The 18,418-nt window shown below is 68.0% G+C and carries 17 protein-coding genes; 13 read left to right on the top strand and 4 right to left on the bottom strand.

Annotated features, from left to right (window positions below; genetic code table 11):
- The first annotated feature begins 74 nt into the window (after positions 1-74).
- The 5 genes from fdhF (at position 75) to LC066_RS05655 (ending at position 7,102) form a co-directional block, all read left to right on the top strand.
- Positions 75-3,008 carry a formate dehydrogenase subunit alpha gene (gene fdhF, locus LC066_RS05675; RefSeq protein ID WP_224897114.1) on the top strand — a complete coding sequence of 978 codons (2,934 nt, stop codon included), beginning with the start codon at positions 75-77 and terminating at the stop codon, positions 3,006-3,008.
- Entirely contained in the window at positions 3,008-3,823 is an 816-nt protein-coding gene (gene fdhD, locus LC066_RS05670) for a formate dehydrogenase accessory sulfurtransferase FdhD (protein ID WP_224897112.1), read from the top strand. The genes fdhF and fdhD overlap by 1 nt, the downstream gene beginning before the upstream one ends.
- Entirely contained in the window at positions 3,813-4,034 is a 222-nt protein-coding gene (locus LC066_RS05665; protein WP_085888521.1) for a formate dehydrogenase subunit delta, read from the top strand. The genes fdhD and LC066_RS05665 overlap by 11 nt, the downstream gene beginning before the upstream one ends.
- 501 nt (positions 4,035-4,535) lie before the next feature.
- On the top strand, positions 4,536-5,927 hold the full coding sequence (locus LC066_RS05660; protein ID WP_224897110.1) for a bifunctional enoyl-CoA hydratase/phosphate acetyltransferase: 1,392 nt from the start codon (positions 4,536-4,538) through the stop codon (positions 5,925-5,927).
- A complete protein-coding gene (locus tag LC066_RS05655) occupies positions 5,924-7,102 on the top strand; it encodes an acetate/propionate family kinase (RefSeq protein ID WP_224897108.1) in 1,179 nt (392 codons plus the stop codon). The genes LC066_RS05660 and LC066_RS05655 overlap by 4 nt, the downstream gene beginning before the upstream one ends.
- A 96-nt stretch (positions 7,103-7,198) precedes the next feature.
- Here the strand turns inward: LC066_RS05655 and LC066_RS05650 are convergent, their stop codons facing one another.
- The 3 genes from LC066_RS05650 to LC066_RS05640 all read right to left on the bottom strand — a co-directional run bounded on the left by LC066_RS05650 (position 7,199) and on the right by LC066_RS05640 (position 8,292).
- Positions 7,199-7,855 (bottom strand): SDR family oxidoreductase, encoded by a 657-nt coding sequence (locus LC066_RS05650; RefSeq protein WP_222476759.1) that lies wholly within the window; start codon positions 7,853-7,855, stop codon positions 7,199-7,201.
- Positions 7,856-7,963: 108 nt separating this feature from the next.
- The gene (gene hemP, locus LC066_RS05645) at positions 7,964-8,125 is read right to left on the bottom strand and encodes a hemin uptake protein HemP (protein WP_100148423.1); all 162 of its coding nucleotides are present in this window, start codon (positions 8,123-8,125) and stop codon (positions 7,964-7,966) included.
- Positions 8,122-8,292, bottom strand: a complete 171-nt coding sequence (locus tag LC066_RS05640) for a hypothetical protein (protein WP_222476757.1) — start codon at positions 8,290-8,292, stop codon at positions 8,122-8,124. The genes hemP and LC066_RS05640 overlap by 4 nt, the downstream gene beginning before the upstream one ends.
- A gap of 398 nt (positions 8,293-8,690) precedes the next feature.
- Between LC066_RS05640 and LC066_RS05635 the strand changes: the two genes are divergently transcribed.
- The 6 genes from LC066_RS05635 (at position 8,691) to LC066_RS05610 (ending at position 14,935) form a co-directional block, all read left to right on the top strand.
- Entirely contained in the window at positions 8,691-9,812 is a 1,122-nt protein-coding gene (locus LC066_RS05635; protein WP_224897107.1) for an extracellular solute-binding protein, read from the top strand.
- 143 nt (positions 9,813-9,955) lie between these two features.
- Positions 9,956-11,071: an ABC transporter ATP-binding protein gene (locus tag LC066_RS05630; protein WP_222476753.1), complete on the top strand. Its 1,116-nt coding sequence runs from the start codon at positions 9,956-9,958 to the stop codon at positions 11,069-11,071.
- Entirely contained in the window at positions 11,068-12,522 is a 1,455-nt protein-coding gene (locus tag LC066_RS05625; RefSeq protein ID WP_224897105.1) for an ABC transporter permease, read from the top strand. Before LC066_RS05630 ends, LC066_RS05625 begins: the two co-directional genes overlap by 4 nt.
- Before the next feature lie 184 nt (positions 12,523-12,706).
- A complete protein-coding gene (locus tag LC066_RS05620; protein ID WP_224897103.1) occupies positions 12,707-13,540 on the top strand; it encodes an ABC transporter permease in 834 nt (277 codons plus the stop codon).
- Positions 13,541-13,549: 9 nt separating this feature from the next.
- Entirely contained in the window at positions 13,550-14,254 is a 705-nt protein-coding gene (locus LC066_RS05615; RefSeq protein WP_224897102.1) for a hypothetical protein, read from the top strand.
- Between the two features lie 144 nt (positions 14,255-14,398).
- On the top strand, positions 14,399-14,935 hold the full coding sequence (locus LC066_RS05610) for a flavodoxin domain-containing protein (protein WP_224897100.1): 537 nt from the start codon (positions 14,399-14,401) through the stop codon (positions 14,933-14,935).
- A gap of 72 nt (positions 14,936-15,007) precedes the next feature.
- Here LC066_RS05610 and LC066_RS05605 read toward each other — a convergent pair whose 3' ends face one another.
- Entirely contained in the window at positions 15,008-15,556 is a 549-nt protein-coding gene (locus tag LC066_RS05605) for a tetratricopeptide repeat protein (protein ID WP_224897099.1), read from the bottom strand.
- Between the two features lie 96 nt (positions 15,557-15,652).
- Between LC066_RS05605 and LC066_RS05600 the strand changes: the two genes are divergently transcribed.
- Together LC066_RS05600 and LC066_RS05595 are read left to right on the top strand one after the other, a co-directional pair.
- Complete coding sequence (locus tag LC066_RS05600; protein WP_224897097.1) at positions 15,653-16,618, top strand: PHP domain-containing protein; 966 nt, start codon at positions 15,653-15,655, stop codon at positions 16,616-16,618.
- Between the two features lie 178 nt (positions 16,619-16,796).
- Complete coding sequence (locus tag LC066_RS05595; RefSeq protein ID WP_224897095.1) at positions 16,797-18,416, top strand: acyl-CoA dehydrogenase family protein; 1,620 nt, start codon at positions 16,797-16,799, stop codon at positions 18,414-18,416.
- Positions 18,417-18,418 lie beyond the last annotated feature (2 nt).

Genomic DNA, 18,418 nt, shown 5'->3' with positions numbered 1-18,418 from the left:
GCGCTCCCCGGAGTATTTGCAGCCATCGTATAGAAGCAGGCCTGCGCCATGTGGCCAAAGGGAGGACCTGAGCCATGAAGGATTTCATCATTCCCAACGACAAGTCCTTTGACGAGAAGGACATGGGGACGCCGGCGCGGACGGGCAAGCCGGTGCACCTGACCATCGACGGCGCTGAAGTGACCGTGCCCGCAGGCACCTCGGTCATGCGGGCGGCGGCCGAAGCGGGGCTCGACATTCCCAAGCTCTGTGCCACCGACAGCCTGGAGGCCTTCGGCTCCTGCCGCCTCTGCGTGGTGGAAATCGAGGGGCGGCGCGGCACGCCGGCTTCCTGCACCACGCCGGTACATGACGGCATGGTGGTGCACACCCAGTCCGACAAGGTGCGCAAGATCCGCAAGGGCGTGATGGAGCTCTACATCTCCGACCACCCGCTGGACTGCCTGACCTGTTCGGCCAATGGCGATTGCGAGCTGCAGGACATGGCCGGCGCCGTCGGCCTGCGCGACATGCGCTACGAGACGGGGGAGAACCACTATTCCCCTTCGCTGGCCGGCATGCTGTCCAAGAGCGACCGCCGCGCCCAGGCCCCCGAGGGCGAGGCCAACCCGCAGTATCTGCCCTGCGACGAGAGCAACCCCTATTTCACCTATGACCCGTCGAAATGCATCGTCTGCAACCGCTGCGTCCGCGCCTGCGAAGAGGTGCAGGGCACCTTCGCCCTGACGATCGAGGGCCGCGGGTTCGACAGCCGCGTTTCGGCGGGCACCGGGCTGGATGATTTCCTGTCCTCGGATTGCGTCAGCTGCGGCGCCTGCGTGCAGGCCTGCCCGACCGCGACCCTGCAGGAAAAGAGCGTGGCCGAAATGGGCACGCCGACCCGGTCCGTCGTGACCACCTGCGCCTATTGCGGCGTCGGCTGTTCCTTCAAGGCAGAGCTGCAGGGCGATCAGCTGGTGCGCATGGTGCCCTGGAAACACGGCAAGGCCAACCGTGGCCATTCCTGCGTGAAGGGCCGTTTCGCCTATGGCTATGCCGATCACCCTGACCGCATCCTGTCGCCGATGATCCGCGACAGCATCGACGAGCCCTGGCGCGAGGTCGGCTGGCAGGAGGCCCTGAGCTTCGCCGCCGGCAAGATGCGCGGGCTGCAGGAGAAATACGGGCAGAAGTCCATCGGCGTCATCACCTCGTCGCGCTGCACCAACGAGGAAACCTACCTGGTGCAGAAGCTGGCACGCGCCGTCTTCGGCAACAACAACACCGACACCTGCGCCCGTGTCTGCCATTCGCCGACCGGTTACGGCCTGGGCCAGACCTTCGGCACCTCGGCGGGCACCCAGGACTTTGACAGCGTCGAACAGACCGACGTGATCATCGTCATCGGCGCCAACCCGACCGATGCGCACCCCGTCTTCGGCTCCCGCATGAAGAAGCGGCTGCGCGATGGCGCCAAGCTGATCGTCATCGACCCGCGCAAGATCGACCTGGTGAAATCGGCCCATATCGCCGCGAACCACCACCTTCCGCTGCGCCCCGGCACCAACGTCGCCGTGGTCTCGGCTCTGGCCCATGTCATCGTCACCGAGGGCCTCGCGGATGAGGCCTACATCCGCGAGCGCTGCGACTGGGACGAATACCTGGCCTATGCCGAGTTCATCAGCGAGGACCGTCACAGCCCCGAGGAGACCCAGGCACTGACCGGCGTGCCGGCGGAGGAACTGCGCGCGGCGGCTCGTACCTTTGCCACCGGCGGCAATGGCGCGATCTACTACGGCCTGGGCGTGACCGAGCATTCCCAGGGCTCGACCACTGTCATGGGCATCGCCAACCTCGCCATGCTGACAGGCAACGTCGGCCGTCCGGGCGTGGGCGTGAACCCGCTGCGCGGTCAGAACAACGTGCAAGGGTCCTGCGACATGGGCTCCTTCCCGCATGAACTTCCCGGCTATCGCCACGTGAAGGGCGAGGAGGTGCGCGACATCTTCCAGAAGACCTGGGGGGTGGAGATCGACCCGGAACCCGGCCTGCGCATTCCCAACATGCTGGACGCCGCCGTCGATGGCACCTTCAAGGGCCTCTATTGCCAGGGCGAGGACATCCTGCAATCGGACCCGGACACCAAGCATGTCTCGGCGGGTCTCGCGGCCATGGAATGCGTCATCGTGCATGACCTCTTCCTGAACGAGACGGCGAACTACGCCCATGTCTTCCTGCCCGGCTCCACCTTCCTGGAAAAGGACGGCACCTTCACCAACGCCGAACGCCGCATCAACCGCGTGCGCGAGGTGATGGCGCCGAAGGCGGACTACGCCGACTGGGAGGTGACGCAACTGCTCGCCAATGCCATGGGTGCCAACTGGTCCTACACCCACCCGTCCGAGATCATGGCGGAGATCGCCCTGACCACCCCCAGCTTCGCCGGCGTCACCTACGACGTGCTGGAGGAGAAGGGCTCGGTCCAGTGGCCCTGCAACGAGGAACACCCCGATGGCACGCCGCTGATGCATGTCGACGGCTTCGTGCGCGGCAAGGGGCGGTTCATCGTGACGGAGTATGTCGCGACCGAGGAAAAGACCGGCCCGCGCTTCCCGCTGTTGCTGACCACGGGGCGGATCCTGTCGCAGTACAACGTGGGCGCCCAGACGCGCCGGACCGACAACTCGATCTGGCATGACGAGGATGTGCTGGAAATCCACCCCCACGATGCCGAGGTGCGCGGACTGACCGATGGTCAGTGGGTGCGCCTGGCCTCGCGGTCGGGCGAGACCTCTCTGCGCGCCAAGGTCAGTGACCGGATGTCGCCGGGTGTGGTCTATACAACCTTCCACCACCCGGACACCCAGGCCAACGTCATCACCACCGACTTCTCCGACTGGGCGACCAACTGTCCGGAATACAAGGTGACGGCGGTGCAGGTGTCGCTGTCCAACGGGCCGACCGACTGGCAGGAGGAATACAACGCGCAGGCCGAACGCTCGCGCCGGATCCTGCCTGCGGCCGAGTGATGGCGCAGCCGGTCAGGACCTTGCCGGGCCACGCCATCGGCCCCGAGGGCACGCGGGAGATCACCCGCGCGCTGCCCGAGGAATGGCCCGTGGCGCTGGTCTACGACGGCACCACCCAGGCGGTGATGATGTGCACGCCGCAGGATCTGGAGGATTTCGCCCTGGGCTTTTCCCTCTCCGAGGGGATGATCAAGGGCGCCGAGGAGATCCGCGATTTCGAACTGGTCGAACACGAGACCGGCAGCGAGTGCCGGTTCTGGCTGGTGGCCGAGCGCGGCCAGGCTCTGACCCGCCGGCGCCGCGCGATGCTGGGGCCCGTGGGCTGTGGCCTCTGCGGTATCGACTCGCTGGATCAGGCGGTGCGCCCGCTGCCTCGGGTGGGCACCGGCCCGCGTTTCGAGGTGGCTGAAATCGAAAGCGCCACCGAGGCCCTGCGCGCCCGGCAACCCCTGCACGACCAGACCCGCGCGGTCCATGCGGCGGGCTTCCTGCTGCCGGGACAGGGGCTGGTGATGGCGCGCGAGGACGTGGGCCGGCACAATGCGCTGGACAAGCTGATCGGCGCCCTGACCCGCGCCGGGATACGCCCCGCCGACGGCGCCTTCGTGATGACCAGCCGCCTGTCGGTGGAGCTGATTCAGAAGGCTGCCCAGACCGGCTGCACCACCCTCATCGCCGTTTCGGCCCCGACGGCCCATGCCGTGCGCCTGGCCGAAGGCGCCGGCATCACCCTTGCCGCCTTCGCCCGGGGCGAGGGCTTCGACATCTACGCCCATGCAGAGCGGATACGCGAAGGAGAGACCCATGTCGCCTGAGAAACTCGTCATGATGGCGAACCAGATCGCCACCTTCTTCAAGACCCAGCCGGGCGATGATGCGCCCCAGAAGGTTGCAGCCCACCTGAACGACTTCTGGGAGCCGCGCATGCGGGCCCAGTTCTTCGCTCATGTGGACGCGGGTGGCGAAGGTCTGGACCCGCTGGTCCTCCGCGCGGCCGAGCATGTGAAGCGGCCGGCCACCGCCTGAGACGGAGCGTATCGACCTGCGGTCGATGGCCTCCGGCGGGAGGTATTTGAGACAAGGTGAACGAGGGGCGGCGCGCGGAACACGGAACCGTGCGCGCCTTTCGGCTGGATCGACCGCCTTTTGCCAAAGTCGGGTTCTGCAGGGGCCAGAGGGGCGCCCGGCCCGCATGGTGCGCCTCCCCCTGTCTTCACCTCGACCGAAATACTCCGGGGGGAGTCCCGGGCCCCGCCCGGGATGGGGGGCAGAGCCCCCCTCCGCCCTCTCAACCCTTGGCGACGTAGCATCGACAGGTTCGGAGCCGCGCCGCAGGCACCACCGAAGCAGCCGGGGACCGCAACCTATCGGCAAAGCTGCGCCCCCTGCCCTCTCCTTCACCGCCACCGGCGCAATCGCGCCCGGCCGCAAGGTCCCTGCCGCTCCGCTCTTTTCCCCGCGATCTGATCCATGTCACGGTTTCTGCATCAGGATCTGCCAGCCTGCCGGCACCAGACAGGAGTTCCCATGCTGATCGAGAACACGACCTTCGACGAGCTTGCCATCGGAGACACGGCCGAGCTGAAGCGGCTTTGCACGCCGGACGACATGATCGTCTTCGCCAATGTCTCGGGCAACCACAACCCGATGCACCTGGCTGACCGCGACGGCGATGGCGACGGGGTGAACGAAGCGGTGGCCCCGGGGATGTTCGTGGGCTCGATGGTGTCGGCGGTGCTGGGCAATATCCTGCCCGGCGCGGGCACCCTCTACCGCTCGCAGCACTTCGATTTTCACGCCCGCGCCCACGCCGGGGAGGAACTGCTGTCGCGGGTCACGGTGACGGCCAAGGACCCCGCGACGGGCTGCGTGACGCTGGCGACCGAGATCCGCCGCCCGGTGGACGACACGCTGATCCTGTCGGGCGAGGCCTGCGTCTATGCCCCCAAGGTGAAGATCCACCGCAATGCCCAGGACATCCCCGGACTGATCGTCCAGCGCCACCGCCATTTCGAACGCCTGCTGGAGCTGGCCGAACCGCTGCCGGCGCTGAAGACCGCCGTTGTCTGCCCCGAGGAGCCGAACTCCCTGGGCGGTGCCCTGCTCGCCCGGCGCCACACGCTGATCGAGCCGATCCTGGTGGGCAGTGCGGTGAAAATCGCCGCCACCGCCGCCGAGCTGGGGGAAACGCTGGAGGGGATCGAGGTGATCGACATCCCCGAGCACCGTGCCGCCGCCGTCCGCGCCATTGCCCTGGTGAACGAGGGCCGCGCCCAGGCACTGATGAAGGGGCATCTGCACACCGACGACCTGCTGCGCCCCGCCCTGGACCGAGCCACGGGGCTGCGCGCCGGGCGCCGCTTCACCCATATCTTCGTCATGGATGTGCCGGGGCTGTCGCATCCGCTGCTGGTCACGGATGCCGCGATCAACATCGCGCCCGACCTGAAGACCAAGATGGACATCTGCCAGAACGCCATCGACCTGGCCCTGTCGCTAGGGATTGCCGAACCCAAGGTTGGCGTGCTCTCGGCGGTGGAGACGGTGAACCCCGATATCCCCTCTTCGCTGGACGCGGCCCTGCTGTCCAAGATGGCCGATCGCGGCCAGATCACCGGCGGGCTGGTCGACGGGCCGCTGGCCATGGACAACGCGGTGGACCTGGGCGCGGCCCGGACCAAGGGCATCACTTCGCCCGTCGCCGGTCGGGCCGAGGTGCTGGTGGTGCCCAACCTGGATGCCGGGAACATGCTGGCGAAACAGCTGACCTATATCTCCCACGCCGAGGGCGCCGGGCTGGTGCTGGGCGCCCGGGTGCCAATCATCCTCAATTCGCGCGCCGATGACGACATGGCGCGGCTGGCCTCCTGCGCCGTGGCGGCGCTGCATGACGCGCGGATCTCGGGGAAAGGCGCATGAGCCTGAACCACCTTCTTGTCCTGAACGCCGGCTCTTCCTCGCTGAAATTCGGCCTGTTCACCGCCGAGGCGGAGCCCATGGCCCTGGCCACCGGGCTGATCGAACGGATCGGTGGCGCGGCGGAGCTGCATCTGAAACGCGCGGGCGGTGCGGTGATCGCGGATGAGACACTGCCCGAGGCCGAGGGCGCCACCCACCGGGGCGCCCTGCACGCGGCCCTGACGCCGCTCTTCGACGCCTTCCCCGAAGCGAATATCCTCGGCTGCGGTCACCGCATCGTCCATGGCGGGCGCAACTACGCGGAGCCGGTGGTGCTGAACGACCATGCGCTGAGCTACCTTGAAACCCTGGTGCCTTTCGCGCCGCTCCACCAGCCGCATAACCTGGCCGGCATCGAGGCGGCGCAGGCGGCCTTTCCGGAGGCGCATCAGGTGGGCTGTTTCGACACCGCCTTTCACCGCCACCATCCCTTCGTCAACGACACCTTCGCCCTGCCCCGCCGTTTCTACGACAAGGGCGTGCGGCGCTACGGCTTCCACGGGCTGAGCTACGACTACATCTCCGGCCAGCTGAAACAGATGGCGCCCTCGCTGCACGCGGGCCGGGTGGTGGTGGCGCACCTAGGCAATGGCGCCTCGATGTGCGGGATGGTCGGCGGGCGTTCGGTCGCCAGTTCGATGGGGTTCTCGGCGCTGGACGGGCTGCCCATGGGCACGCGGTCGGGGCAGCTGGATCCGGGGGTGCTGCTCTACCTGATGGATCAGGAGGGGATGGACCCGCAGCAGATCTCGGATCTGCTCTACAAGGAATCGGGTCTGAAGGGCATGTCGGGGATCGGCTCCGACATGCGGACGCTGCTGGCCTCCGACAGCCCGCACGCGGCCGAGGCGATCGACTATTTCTGCTTCCGCATCCGGCGCGAGCTGGGCGGGCTGGCCGCCGCGCTGGAGGGGCTGGACGCGCTCGTCTTCACCGGCGGCATCGGCGAACACGCGGCCGAGATCCGGTCGCGCACCTGCCGCGGCATGCACTGGCTGGGGGTCGAGCTGGACGAGCGGCGCAATGCGATGAACGACACCTTGGTCTCAACCGAATTCAGCCGGGTCAGGGTGCTGGTCATCCCCACCAACGAGGAGCTGGTGATCGCCCGCGCCGCCGCGCGGCTGTCGCGCTAGGGGGGCCTGCGATGCAGGCCTGCCTCCGGCGGGAGTATTTTCAGCTGTCGGATGACAGGGGCGGTGGCCCGGGCGTGGCGCCCGGGCGCCCCGGGGTCAGTCGCGGAAGCAGGCGGCGACGGCCTCGGCCACCGGAGTTGTGCCGTCGGTCAGTTCGAGGATCTCGCGGCGGATCTCCGGGCATTCGACGAGGCCGGCCAGGACGGCGGCGACATTGCCGCGCTTGACCTTGCCGTAGACCAGCGCCGGCGCCAGCGACACGGCATCATCCCCGTCTTCGGCCAGCAGGGTGCCGGGGCGCAGGATGACCCAGTCGAGATCCGAGGCGACCAGCGCCGCGTCGGCCTCCTTCTTCACCCGCATGTAGTGCTCGAACCCCAGCTTCGGCTGTCCGCCGCGCCCGGCCTCGGGCATGGCCGAGACAAGGTAGACGCGGGCGATGCCACAGGCCTTGGCCGCCGCGATCATCTTCAGCGGGCCGCGCCCGTCGATCTCGCTGGTGCGTTCGGCGCCGCTACCCGCGGCACCGGCGGAGAAGATGATGATGTCATGATCGCGCGCGATCTCTGCCAGGGCTTCCGCGTCCATCTCCATCAAGTCGCCGGCGACCGGGGTCACCCCCTGGGCGCGCAGCTTTTCGGCCTGGGCCAGGCTGCGGTGCAGCCCGGTGACCTGGTGGCCGGACGCGATCAACATCGGGGCAAGGCGCGAGCCGACACCGCCGGTGGCGCCGATAAGAAGAATGCGGGACATGGGCGAGAGCCTTTCACTGATCCGGTCAACGGCTCTCCAGATAAGGCAGGATGCGGGGGAAGGTCACCCCGATGGCCCGAAAAAATGGGCCGCCGGGCGTCCCTCCGCCTACTTTGTCAGGATCAGCTTGCCCGCGCGGGTAATGCGCAGCGTGTAGACCTGCTCGTTCAGGACGATCTGGGCGGTCGCGCCGCCTTGGGTCAGTTCCTGGGCAGAATGCTGGGGGATTGCCGGCAGGGCCGTGTTCCGGTCGATTTTTTCGGACATCATCGCGTCGTTTCCTTCCATTCCAGCCGTTCCAGGACATGCTCCAACCCGGCCAGCCCGCCTTCCGGCCCCTCGAACATCTTCGCGAGAAGTTCTACAGGTCGGTAAAGATCACCCTCTGCGGGGCGTTGATGGCTGCGGGGCACGGGACCGGTCCAGTCGCTCGGCATTTCGAATCCTCGTTCGGGTCTCTATCGGCTTTGCCACGTGGTAGGGCGGCATGGCTGGACGATCAAAAGTTGACTGATCCGGTCGGGATTGTCAATCCGAGCATTTTACTCAGATACATCTTTCCGCCGGTCCCGACCGTCCGTGACACATTTTTCGCCACGCCGGCACGCGCGGGTGACGTAGGGTCCCAAGGGCTTGGAACCGCCAACCCCGGGGCTGCGCAAAAACCACGTTGACCAACTGGTCAGTTCCGCCTTTCATGCGCGTGTTAACCAACCGTCACAGAACGGAGACACACCGGGTCTAGAGCGACGCAGTCGCTTGGCGGCCAAACCTCGCCCGATTGTCGAGGCGCACGCCCGGTCGCAAGGCATAACCATCCACAGGGGAAATTTTCATGACCATCACTCGCCGTACCGCGCTGCAGCTGACCGCCGGCGCCGTTGCCGCACCGACCATCCTGCGCGCCTCCGACGCGCTGGCCTCCTCCGGCACCGTCAAGGTCTTCGCCTGGCAGGACTACATCCAGCCCAACATCGCCGAGAAGTTCGAATCCGAAACCGGCATCACCCTGGACCTGACCACCTTCGGCTCCAACGACGAGGCCGAGTCGACCGTGCGCGCCAACGGTGGCAAGGGTTTCGACGTGGTTTTCCCCTCGATCACCAACGTCGCCAACTACTACGACGACGACGGCGAGCACTACTTCCAGCCGATCCCCGAGGGCGTGAACACCGACGCCATCATCCCCTCCTTCCTGCGTGACAGCGCCGCCCTGGGCGGCGTGCAGAACGGCGAACAGGTCGCCCTGCCCTTCGACTGGGGCACCGAGGGCATCACCCTAAACCGCGCCGCCCTGCCCGTCTCGGACAGCGAGCTGTCCTACGGCCACCTGTTTGCCGACGGCACCGAGGGCAAATCCGCCTTCCGCCAGAAATCCGCGCTGATCGGCGTGGGCCTCTACCTGGATGCGGCCGGTGAGATCGAATCGAACCGCATGCTGGACGTCTACAAGTCCGAGGCCGATGCCCGCCGCGTCTTCGGCGCCATCGTCGAGTACATGGTCGCCAACAAGGACCACTTCGGCGCCTTCTGGAACAACGCCACCGAGGCCACCTCGGCCTTCAAGGACGCCGGCTGCGTCATCGGCCAGACCTGGGACACCACCGGCCTGCTGCTGAACCGCGAAAATTCGGACTACGTCTACCGGGCGCCGAAGGAAGGCATCATCACCTGGCTGGACAGCTTCGGCATGCTGCGCGGCGCCGAGAACCAGGAACAGGCCGTCGCCTTCATCAACTTCATGCTGCAGCCCGAAGTGGGCGGCATGTTCGCCAACAACACCGGCTACAACTCGGCCGTGGCCGGCGCCGCCGAATTCGCCTCGGAAGAGTTCAAGTCGCAGTTCAACGAGACCTACACCCCCGAGGTCCTGTCGAACATGTGGTGGTGGCAGTCCGACACCCCGTTCTACGCGCCGGTCGTGAACGAGATGGTCGAAATCATCACCAACGCCTGATGCGCGTTGCCGGGGTGTGCCGTGCGCGGCGCACCCCTTTTGCCATCCGCGCCGCGGGTGGCGCCGTCGGAAGCCTCCGGCGGGGATATTTCCAGCCAGAAAATGAACAGGGCGCGTCAGACGCCCGAGCGACGGGGACGATCATGACCAACGGCAGCGGACGCGGACAGGATGTGCATCTGGACGCGATGCAGGTGACCTATCCCAACGGGTTCACCGCGGTGCAGCCCACGGATCTGAAGATCCGGGCGGGCGAGTTCTTTTCCATCCTCGGGCCGTCGGGCTGTGGCAAGACGACGATCCTGCGCGCGGTCTCTGGCTTTGTCGAACCGTCGCACGGCAAGGTGCTGATCGGGGGCCAGGACATGCGTGGCATCGGGCCCAATGCCAGGCCCACGGCGCTGATCTTCCAGAACCTCGCGCTGTTTCCGCTGATGCCCGTCTGGGAAAACGTGGCCTTCGGGCTGGAGGCTCGCGGCGTGGGCAAACGCGCCCGGCGCCAGAAGGCGCAGGAGCTGCTGGAGCTGGTGGCGCTTGGCGATCAGGGGGAAAAGCTGCCCTCGGAACTGTCGGGCGGCCAGCGTCAGCGCGTGGCGATCGCGCGCGCCCTGGCGGTGGAACCGGCCGTGCTGCTGCTGGACGAGCCGCTGTCGGCGCTGGACCTGAAGCTGCGCCAGCACATGCGCGCCGAGCTGCGCGAGATCCAGCAGAAGACCGGCGTGACCTTCATCTACATCACCCATGACCAAGGCGAGGCGCTGACGATGTCCGACCGCATCGCGGTGATGAACGCGGGCGTCATCGAACAGGTGGGCACCGGCGACGAGGTCTATTCCGACCCCGCCTCCGCCTTCGTCGCCAGTTTCGTGGGCGAGGTGAACGCCCTGCCCGGCCGCATCATCGGCACCGAGGGCGGCATGGCCCGGATCGAGACCGCAGGCGGGCCGCTGACGGCACGCAACCCGCGCGGGTTGTCCGAGGGCGACAGCGCAATCCTTTTCGTCCGGCCCGAACAGATGCGCTTCGACGCGCCGCAGAACGCCTTCGACGTGACCCTGCGCCGGCGCGACCTGGAAGGCGCCTTCATCAACTACGAGTTTACCACTGCCACCGGCCAGCGCCTGGTCCTGCAGGAACCCAACACCGGCCCATCGGGCGCGCGCCCCGAGACCGCGCGCGTGGGCTTTGCCGCCGACACCGCCCTTGTGCTGCCCGAGGGCGACATGGCCCGCACGGGCCGGGAGCTTGCGGCGCAATGAGATCGCTGATCCGGGGATACGGGCGCGGCCTGACGGCGCTGTTCTTCGCCGCCGCCGCCGTCTGGGGGCTGATGCTGATCATCCTGCCGCAGCTGACGATGCTGGAACGCGCGGTGACGCCGCCGGCGCGGCAGCTGGACAGTTCCATCGCCCGCCAGGTGGCCCGCGACGCGCGCACCTGCATGTCGTTGCTGGAGACCTATCGCCCCGCAGAGGCCCCGGCGGAGGACAGCGCCAGCAGTTCAGGCGGACTGGCGATCCCGTCGATCTCAACGCCGTCGGCAAGCGGTGGCAGCTCCGGCGGGCTGGCGGTGCCCTCGATGTCGCCGCCCTCCTCCGGCGGTATGGCCGTGCCTTCGATGGGCGGCGCCCCCCCGGCGGACGACAGCCGGCCCTATATCCTGCAATGCGACCGGGCCGATACCCATGCCCGGCTGGTGCGCGGCGAGGGCGAGGAGATCGCCCATCTCGACACGCTCTACGGCATCCCCGCCCTGGCGGTGGACCCGGACCTTCCGCTGGACGATCAGATCGCCGCCGCCGAGGAGATCCAGGTGACGGCCAGCGCCCTCTACGACCGGCTGGTCGTGGAAGAGGCGAATGCCTTCCCCTACACGCTCGACAACTTCGAGACCCTGGCCGCGCCGCGCCTGATCCCGATGTCCGACGCCGCCCGGGCCGAGGAGGACAAGCTGCTGTCGAACCGGCTGCTCAGCGCCGTGGGTCTGCGATACGAGGTCGACGGCGTGGTCTACGAACGCATCGGCCTGGTCACCCTGACCCGCACCATCGTCTTCGCCCTGATGGCCACCGCCCTGGCGCTGGTGCTGTGCTATCCCATCGCCTACAAGGTCGCCCTGGCCTCGCCACCGCGCCAGGCGGTCTGGCTCTTCCTCGGCCTGATCATCCCCTACACCATCGTCGAGCTTATGCGGGTCTATGCCTGGACCACGATCATCGACAACCAGGGGCTGGTGAACGCGCTGTTGTCCTGGGCCGGCGTCATCTCTGACCCGATCCAGTTCAACCGCTTCCCGGCGACGATCTTCCTGGTGATCGTCTATACCTACGTGCTGTTCATGGTGTTCCCGATCTTCAACGTCATGTCGACGCTGGACCGCAACCAGATCGAGGCCGCCAAGGACCTGGGCGCCAGCGCCGTGCGGGTGCATCGCCGGGTCATCATCCCGCATTCCAAGCCCGGCATCGCCGTGGGCTGCATCGCCACCTTCATGCTGTCGGCCGGGGCCTTTTCCGTGCCGCGCATCATCAGCCGGGGCCTGCAGGCGGAATGGTTCAGCCAGACGATCTACAACAAGTTCTTCGAAAGCGAGAATTCCAACATCGGCGCCGCCTACAGCTTCGGCTACACGCTGCTGTGCTTCCTGCTGGTGGCGGTCTTCATGTGGGCCATGCGGACCCGGCTGAAAGACTTCGCGAGGGTGCAGTGATGAGTCTTCATGAGCGCCCCTGTCCCCGAACAGGACATCCCAAACGGACCCACGACAGAACAGAGGGCAGCCCCCGTCGAACCGCAGGTTCGCCTCCGGCGCAACGGGGCGGTCAGGGGCTGCCCGGCGGTGCGCGCCGGGCGAAAGATCGGCACAGCAGCCCCAAGATTACCGGAGCCCGGCCATGACCTCCAACCGTCTCCTGACCGCCTATACCTGGGCCTTCCTGATCTTCATGTTCGGCCCGCTGCTGCTGATGGTGATCTCGTCCTTCAACAACGCCTCGCCGCCTTCGGTCACCGAATGGAACGGGCTGACGGGCAAATGGTACGCCTTCTTCTGGATGCCTGAAGAGGCCCTGCGCGCGGACAGCGTGCTGCGCGCCATCGACCGCGATCGCTTCGTCTCCTGCCTGGGCAATTCCTTCCGCGTGGCGGCCATCGTCGTGCCGCTGTCGCTTCTGCTCGGTCTGGCCGGCGCGGTGCTGCTGACGCGCTGGCGCTCGGCCGCCAACGGGGTGCTGTGGTGGGTGCTGCTGTCGCCCATGCTGGCGCCGGGCGTGGTGCTGGGCCTGTCGGCGCTGGTCTTCTGGGGGCGGCTCGGCGTCAACGCCGGGCTCTTCACCATCATCATGGCACAGACCACCTTCATCGCCGGCTACCCGATGCTGATCCTCATGGCGCGCCTGCAACGGCAGCCGGTGGAACTGGAGGAGGCTGCGCTGGACCTCGGCGCCTCGCCCTTCCGCGTCTTCCGCCGCCTGACCCTGCCCTACCTGGCGCCCGCCCTGATCTCCGCCGCTGTCATCGCCTTCATGGCCTCGATGGAGAACTACAACACCACGATGTTCGCCAAGGGCGGCTCCTGTACGCTCGCGACCGAGATCGGCGCCATGGGCCGCAACCCCAACGGCCACCCGCCGGTCATCAACGCGGTCGGCACGATCATCATCGCCGTCACCGTCATGGCGACCCTGGCCCACACCTTCCTGTTGCGGCGCGAGGGCAAGGGGGAGTAACCCGGACAGATGTCCCTGCCCGCGATCAAAGCCCGCTGCCACCCTGCGCTGGAGGCACTGCTGCCGAAACCCGTGGCGGCGAAACGCGCCCTGCCCGACTGGGTGCGTGCCATGCCGTCCGAGGCGCCCTCGGCAGCTCTGGACGGCGCCATGGTGCGCACGGTGAAACACTGCCCCCCCTTCCTCGACGCGCTGTCGCTGGGGATCATGATCCCGCTGGCCTGCGACCTGCATTTCAAGGACGGCGCGGTCAGCTGGGACTGGGACTTTCCGCCCCTGCCCGACACGCTGATCTCTCGCGCGCCGATCGGGATGCACGTGCCGGAACAGGCCACTGGCGCGCCCTGGCCGCTGGCCGTGAACTCGGTGCTGAAGTTCATGAACTTCTGGACGCTGGAGGCGCCGCCGGGCTGGTCGCTTCTGTTCACCCACCCGATGAACCGCGAGGAGCTGCCCTTCCGCACCCTCTCAGGCGTTGTCGACTGCGACAGCTTCCACGACGGCTATGTGCATTTCCCGGCGCTTTGGACCACGCGGGAGTTTACCGGCGTCCTGCCCGCCGGGACCCCGGTGGCCCAGGTGATTCCGGTGCCCGCCGAGGCGCCGGCGCTGGAGGTCGGGGTGATGGACGCGGACCAGGTGGCGGCCAACCGGGGGGTGCAGAAGGAGCTGGGGCGCGAGGCAGGGGTCTATCGGAAGCGATATCGGCGGTAGCCAGATGGGCGTGCCATTCGCCCTGCTGCGCCCCTGCGCCGCGCGCCTGCACCGCCCGTTTCATGATACAGTCGGATAGATGCGGAGACGTTCGAAGCCGAGCGTCTTCGGCCCCCTACCACGCGTTCTCCCGCAGGAGCTGCCATGTTCATCCTCATCGGCTATGCCACCACCGAAGGTCAGACCGCCAAGATCGCCCGCCACGTCGCGCGCCGGATCACCGAGGCGGGCCATTCGGCCGAACTCCTACCCCTGGCTGAGGCTGGCGGCCTGTCCCTCGCCCCCTACGATCGGGTGATCCTGGCGAGCTCGATCCACCTGGGGCACTACCACCGCGCCCTTTCGGACTTCGCCGCCGCCCAAGCGACTGAACTGCCCGCGAAACCCAGCCTGCTTCTGTCCGTCTCCCTGGCCGCCGCCGGGCACGAAGCCGAGGATTGGCGCGCCCTGGACAAGATCGCGACAGATCTGGCCGCAGCGACCGGCTGGACCCCGGATGAGGTAGCGCAGGTCGCCGGGGCCTACATGCCGTCGCGCTATGATATCTTCCGCCGTTTCGTCATGCGGCGAATCGTGGCCGCGCAGGACCCCGGAGCCGATCCCGATGCGGATCACGAGTATACGGACTGGCCGGACCTCGACCGTCGGATCGATGCGTGGCTGGACCGCCCTTCAGCATAAGAGACGAAGCCAGGCACCTGAGAAACAAGGGGCGTCCAGGCAAAGCCGGTCGCGCCCCTTCCCGAGTGGTCGTCACAAATCCAGCCGCATCCGCCCCTTGGCCACCCGCGTCAGCGCCTTCAGCGCCTCGGCCCGGCCGCCATCCCGCGCCCAAAGCGCCTCGCCTTCCGCCACAGCCTCCGGCAACCCCAGCTCGGCCGCTGCACGATACCGCAGCGCGTCGATCTCCGCCGTCTGCCCCGCCATGGGGGCCAGCAGCTCGCGCACCGGGGCGTAGTCGCCCAGGCGCAGGCAGATGCGGGCCAGGTTCAGCCGGGCGTCGCCGTCGGAAGGGTCCAGCGTCACCGCGTGGGCGAAGGCATCGCGGGCCGCCTCCAGCGCGCCCAGTTCCAGCTCGGTCCGGCCCAGTTCGAACCAGGCGTGCGCATGGCGCGGCGCGGCGCCCAGGCAGCGGGTCAGCCAGTCGCGGGCCTCGGCCCATTTACCCAGCTCCATCTTCACCCGACCGAGGTTGTAGAGCACCGAGGGATGCCCCCCCGGGGCCAGCCCGGTCAGCAACCGCTCGGCCTCCGGCCAGCGACCGGCGGCAAGGGCGGCGGAAAGTTCCTCTGCAACGCTCATCTCCCCGTTCTGGGGGACTGGCACGACCAAGGCAAGCCTGTCATGAAAGGATCGCGAGACCGTCCAGGAGAGACGGTCGCAGGACTGGGAGAGATCATGCCACTGACCGCCTTCACCCGCCCCGGCCGCTTCTGGCGCGGCAACCTGCACACCCATTCGACCCTGTCCGACGGGATCCTGGAGCCGCGCGAGGTCTGCCGCCGGTATCGTGCCGAAGGCTATGATTTCATTGCCCTGACCGATCATTTCATCGGCCTCTTCGGCTATCCTATCGCCGATACCCTGCCCTTCCGCGATGAGGGTTTCACCACCTTGCTGGGGGCCGAGCTGCATTCCGGCGCCATGGCCAATGGCGAGCTGTGGCATATCCTGGCCGTGGGGCTGCCCAGTGATTTCGCCCCGTCCAACTCGCCCCATTTCGCCCCCGTCGAGGGACAGGAAAGCGGCGCGGAGATCGCCGCGCGGGCGGTCGAAGCCGGGGCCTTCGTCGCCGTGGCACACCCGCAGTGGTCAGGCCTTACCCTGGCCGATGCGCGCGGGATCGAGGCGGCCCATGCGGTCGAGATCTACAACCACGGCTGCGCCATGGGCTGTGACCGGCCCGACGGCTTTGCCATCGCCGACCTGCTGCTGACCGAGGGCCGCCGTCTGTCGCTGGTGGCCACCGATGACGCGCATTTCTCCGAACCCGACCATTTCGGCGGCTGGGTCATGGTGAAGGCGCCTGAAAACACCCCTGAAGCCCTGCTGGCGGCGCTGAAGGACGGCGCCTTCTATTCCACGCAAGGGCCGGAGCTGCGCGACGTGCGCATCGAGGGCAAGAAGGTGGTCATCGACAGCTCCGCCGTGGCCTCGGTCATCGTGCAGGGGGCGGGCACGGCGGCGACGGCGGTGCATGGCGAGAGCCTGACCACGGCGCGCATCGCCCTGTCTCGGTTCGCCAATTCCGACTGGATCCGAGTGACGGTGATCGACCGGGCGGGCAAGCGGGCCTGGTCGAACCCGATCTGGCTGGATCGCGCGGCCCAGGGTGCGCCGGTGTCACCACTGGTTGGCGCCTGAGCGGGGTCGAAGGCCAGGCGAGGAAGGGGGCGCTGCCCCCGCCCCGGCAGGGCCGGGCCTCCCCCGGAGTATTTCCGGCTGTCGGATAAGAGGCGCGCGGCGCGGGCTGCGTCGCAACGGCACGCTTTCTCCCGTCGCGCACCGGGCGTAGCCTTCTGGGCGAGAGAGGAGACCGCCCATGACCGACCTGCCCGCACGCGACCAGCTTGCCACCCATGAGGTGCTGAACCAGCCCGACCCCGAGGGCGACCGCGACCTCTGGGCCGGGGACGCCGCCCTGCGCGAGGCCATCGCGCGCGAAGGCGGACAGGCCGACACCCTCGCCCCCTACGGGGCGACCCTGGGCAGCGCGGAGATGCGCGCGGCGGGCCGCGAGGCCAATGACCACGCGCCCGAGCTGGTGCTTTTCGACCGTGCGGGCCGGCGTCTCGACGAGGTGCGTTTTCACCCCAGCTATCACCGCTTCATGCAGACCAGCATCGCCGCCGGTTACGCCGCCGTGGCCTGGGAGGACGCGCCGGGCGGCCATGTGACCCATGCCGCCCAGGTCTACCTGGCCAGCCAGGTGGAACCGGGCCATTGCTGCCCGCTGACCATGACCTATGCCGCCACCCCCGCCCTGCGCGCCGCGCCGGAGATCGCGGAGGCTTGGGCGCCCAAGCTGACCTCGCGCCGCTACGACCCGGCAATGACCCCTGTCGATGCCAAGCAAGGCGCCACCCTGGGCATGGCCATGACCGAGAAACAGGGCGGATCCGACGTGCGCGCCAATACCACCAGTGCCACCCGCGACGGCGATCACTACCGGCTGAGGGGGCACAAGTGGTTCTGCTCGGCGCCGATGTCCGACGGGTTCCTGACGCTGGCCCAGGCGCCCGAGGGGCTGACCTGTTTCCTCGTCCCCCGCTGGCTGGAGGGAGAGCGCAACAGCGTGCAGATCCAGCGCCTGAAGGCTAAGCTGGGCAACCACTCCAACGCCTCGTCCGAGATCGAATATCACGACACCCTGGCCCTGCGTATCGGCGACGAAGGCCAGGGCGTGCGCACGATCATCGAGATGGTGCATCACACGCGGCTGGACACGGCCATGGCCCCGGCCGGGCTGATGCGCGGGGCCCTGTCCGAGGCTCTGCATTGGGTGCGCCACCGCGCGGCCTTCCAGCGGCGGCTGATCGACCAACCGCTGATGCGCGCCGTGCTGGCTGACCTGGCGCTGGATGTCGAGGCGGCGCTGATCCTCGGCCTGCGCACCGCGCGTGCCTTCGATGGCCCCACGCCCGAAGACCGCGCCTTTGCCCGGATCGCCGTGGCGCTCGCCAAGTTCCACTCGAACAAGCGCGCGCCCGTCGTGACCTATGAGGCGATGGAGGCCCTGGGCGGCATGGGCTATGTCGAGGACACGCCCCTGCCGCTGCTCTACCGCGAGGCGCCGCTGAACGGGATCTGGGAAGGGTCCGGCAACGTGATCTGCCTCGATATCCTGCGCACCCTGGCGAAAGAGCCGCTGGCGGCCGAGACCCTGCGCGCCGAACTCATGGCCGCCACCGGCAGCGATCCGCGCTACGACGCGGCGCTGAAGGCCCATGAGGCCCGCTGGCCCGCCCTGCCGCCCGAGGCCGAGGCGCGCTGGTTTGCGGAACGGCTGGCGCTGCTGTTGCAGGCCTCTCTGTTGATCCGCCACGCCCCGGCAGCGGTGGCCGATGCCTTCACCGCCACCCGACTGGCGGGCGAGGCGGGGCGCATCACCGGCGCCATGGCGGGCAGCGATGTCTCAGCGATCCTCGACCGGTTGGGCTAGGC

This window comes from Pseudooceanicola marinus, assembly GCF_020177265.1.
GTDB classification, from domain to species: domain Bacteria; phylum Pseudomonadota; class Alphaproteobacteria; order Rhodobacterales; family Rhodobacteraceae; genus Pseudooceanicola; species Pseudooceanicola marinus_A.
This window is presented reverse-complemented; position numbering and strand designations above follow the sequence as displayed.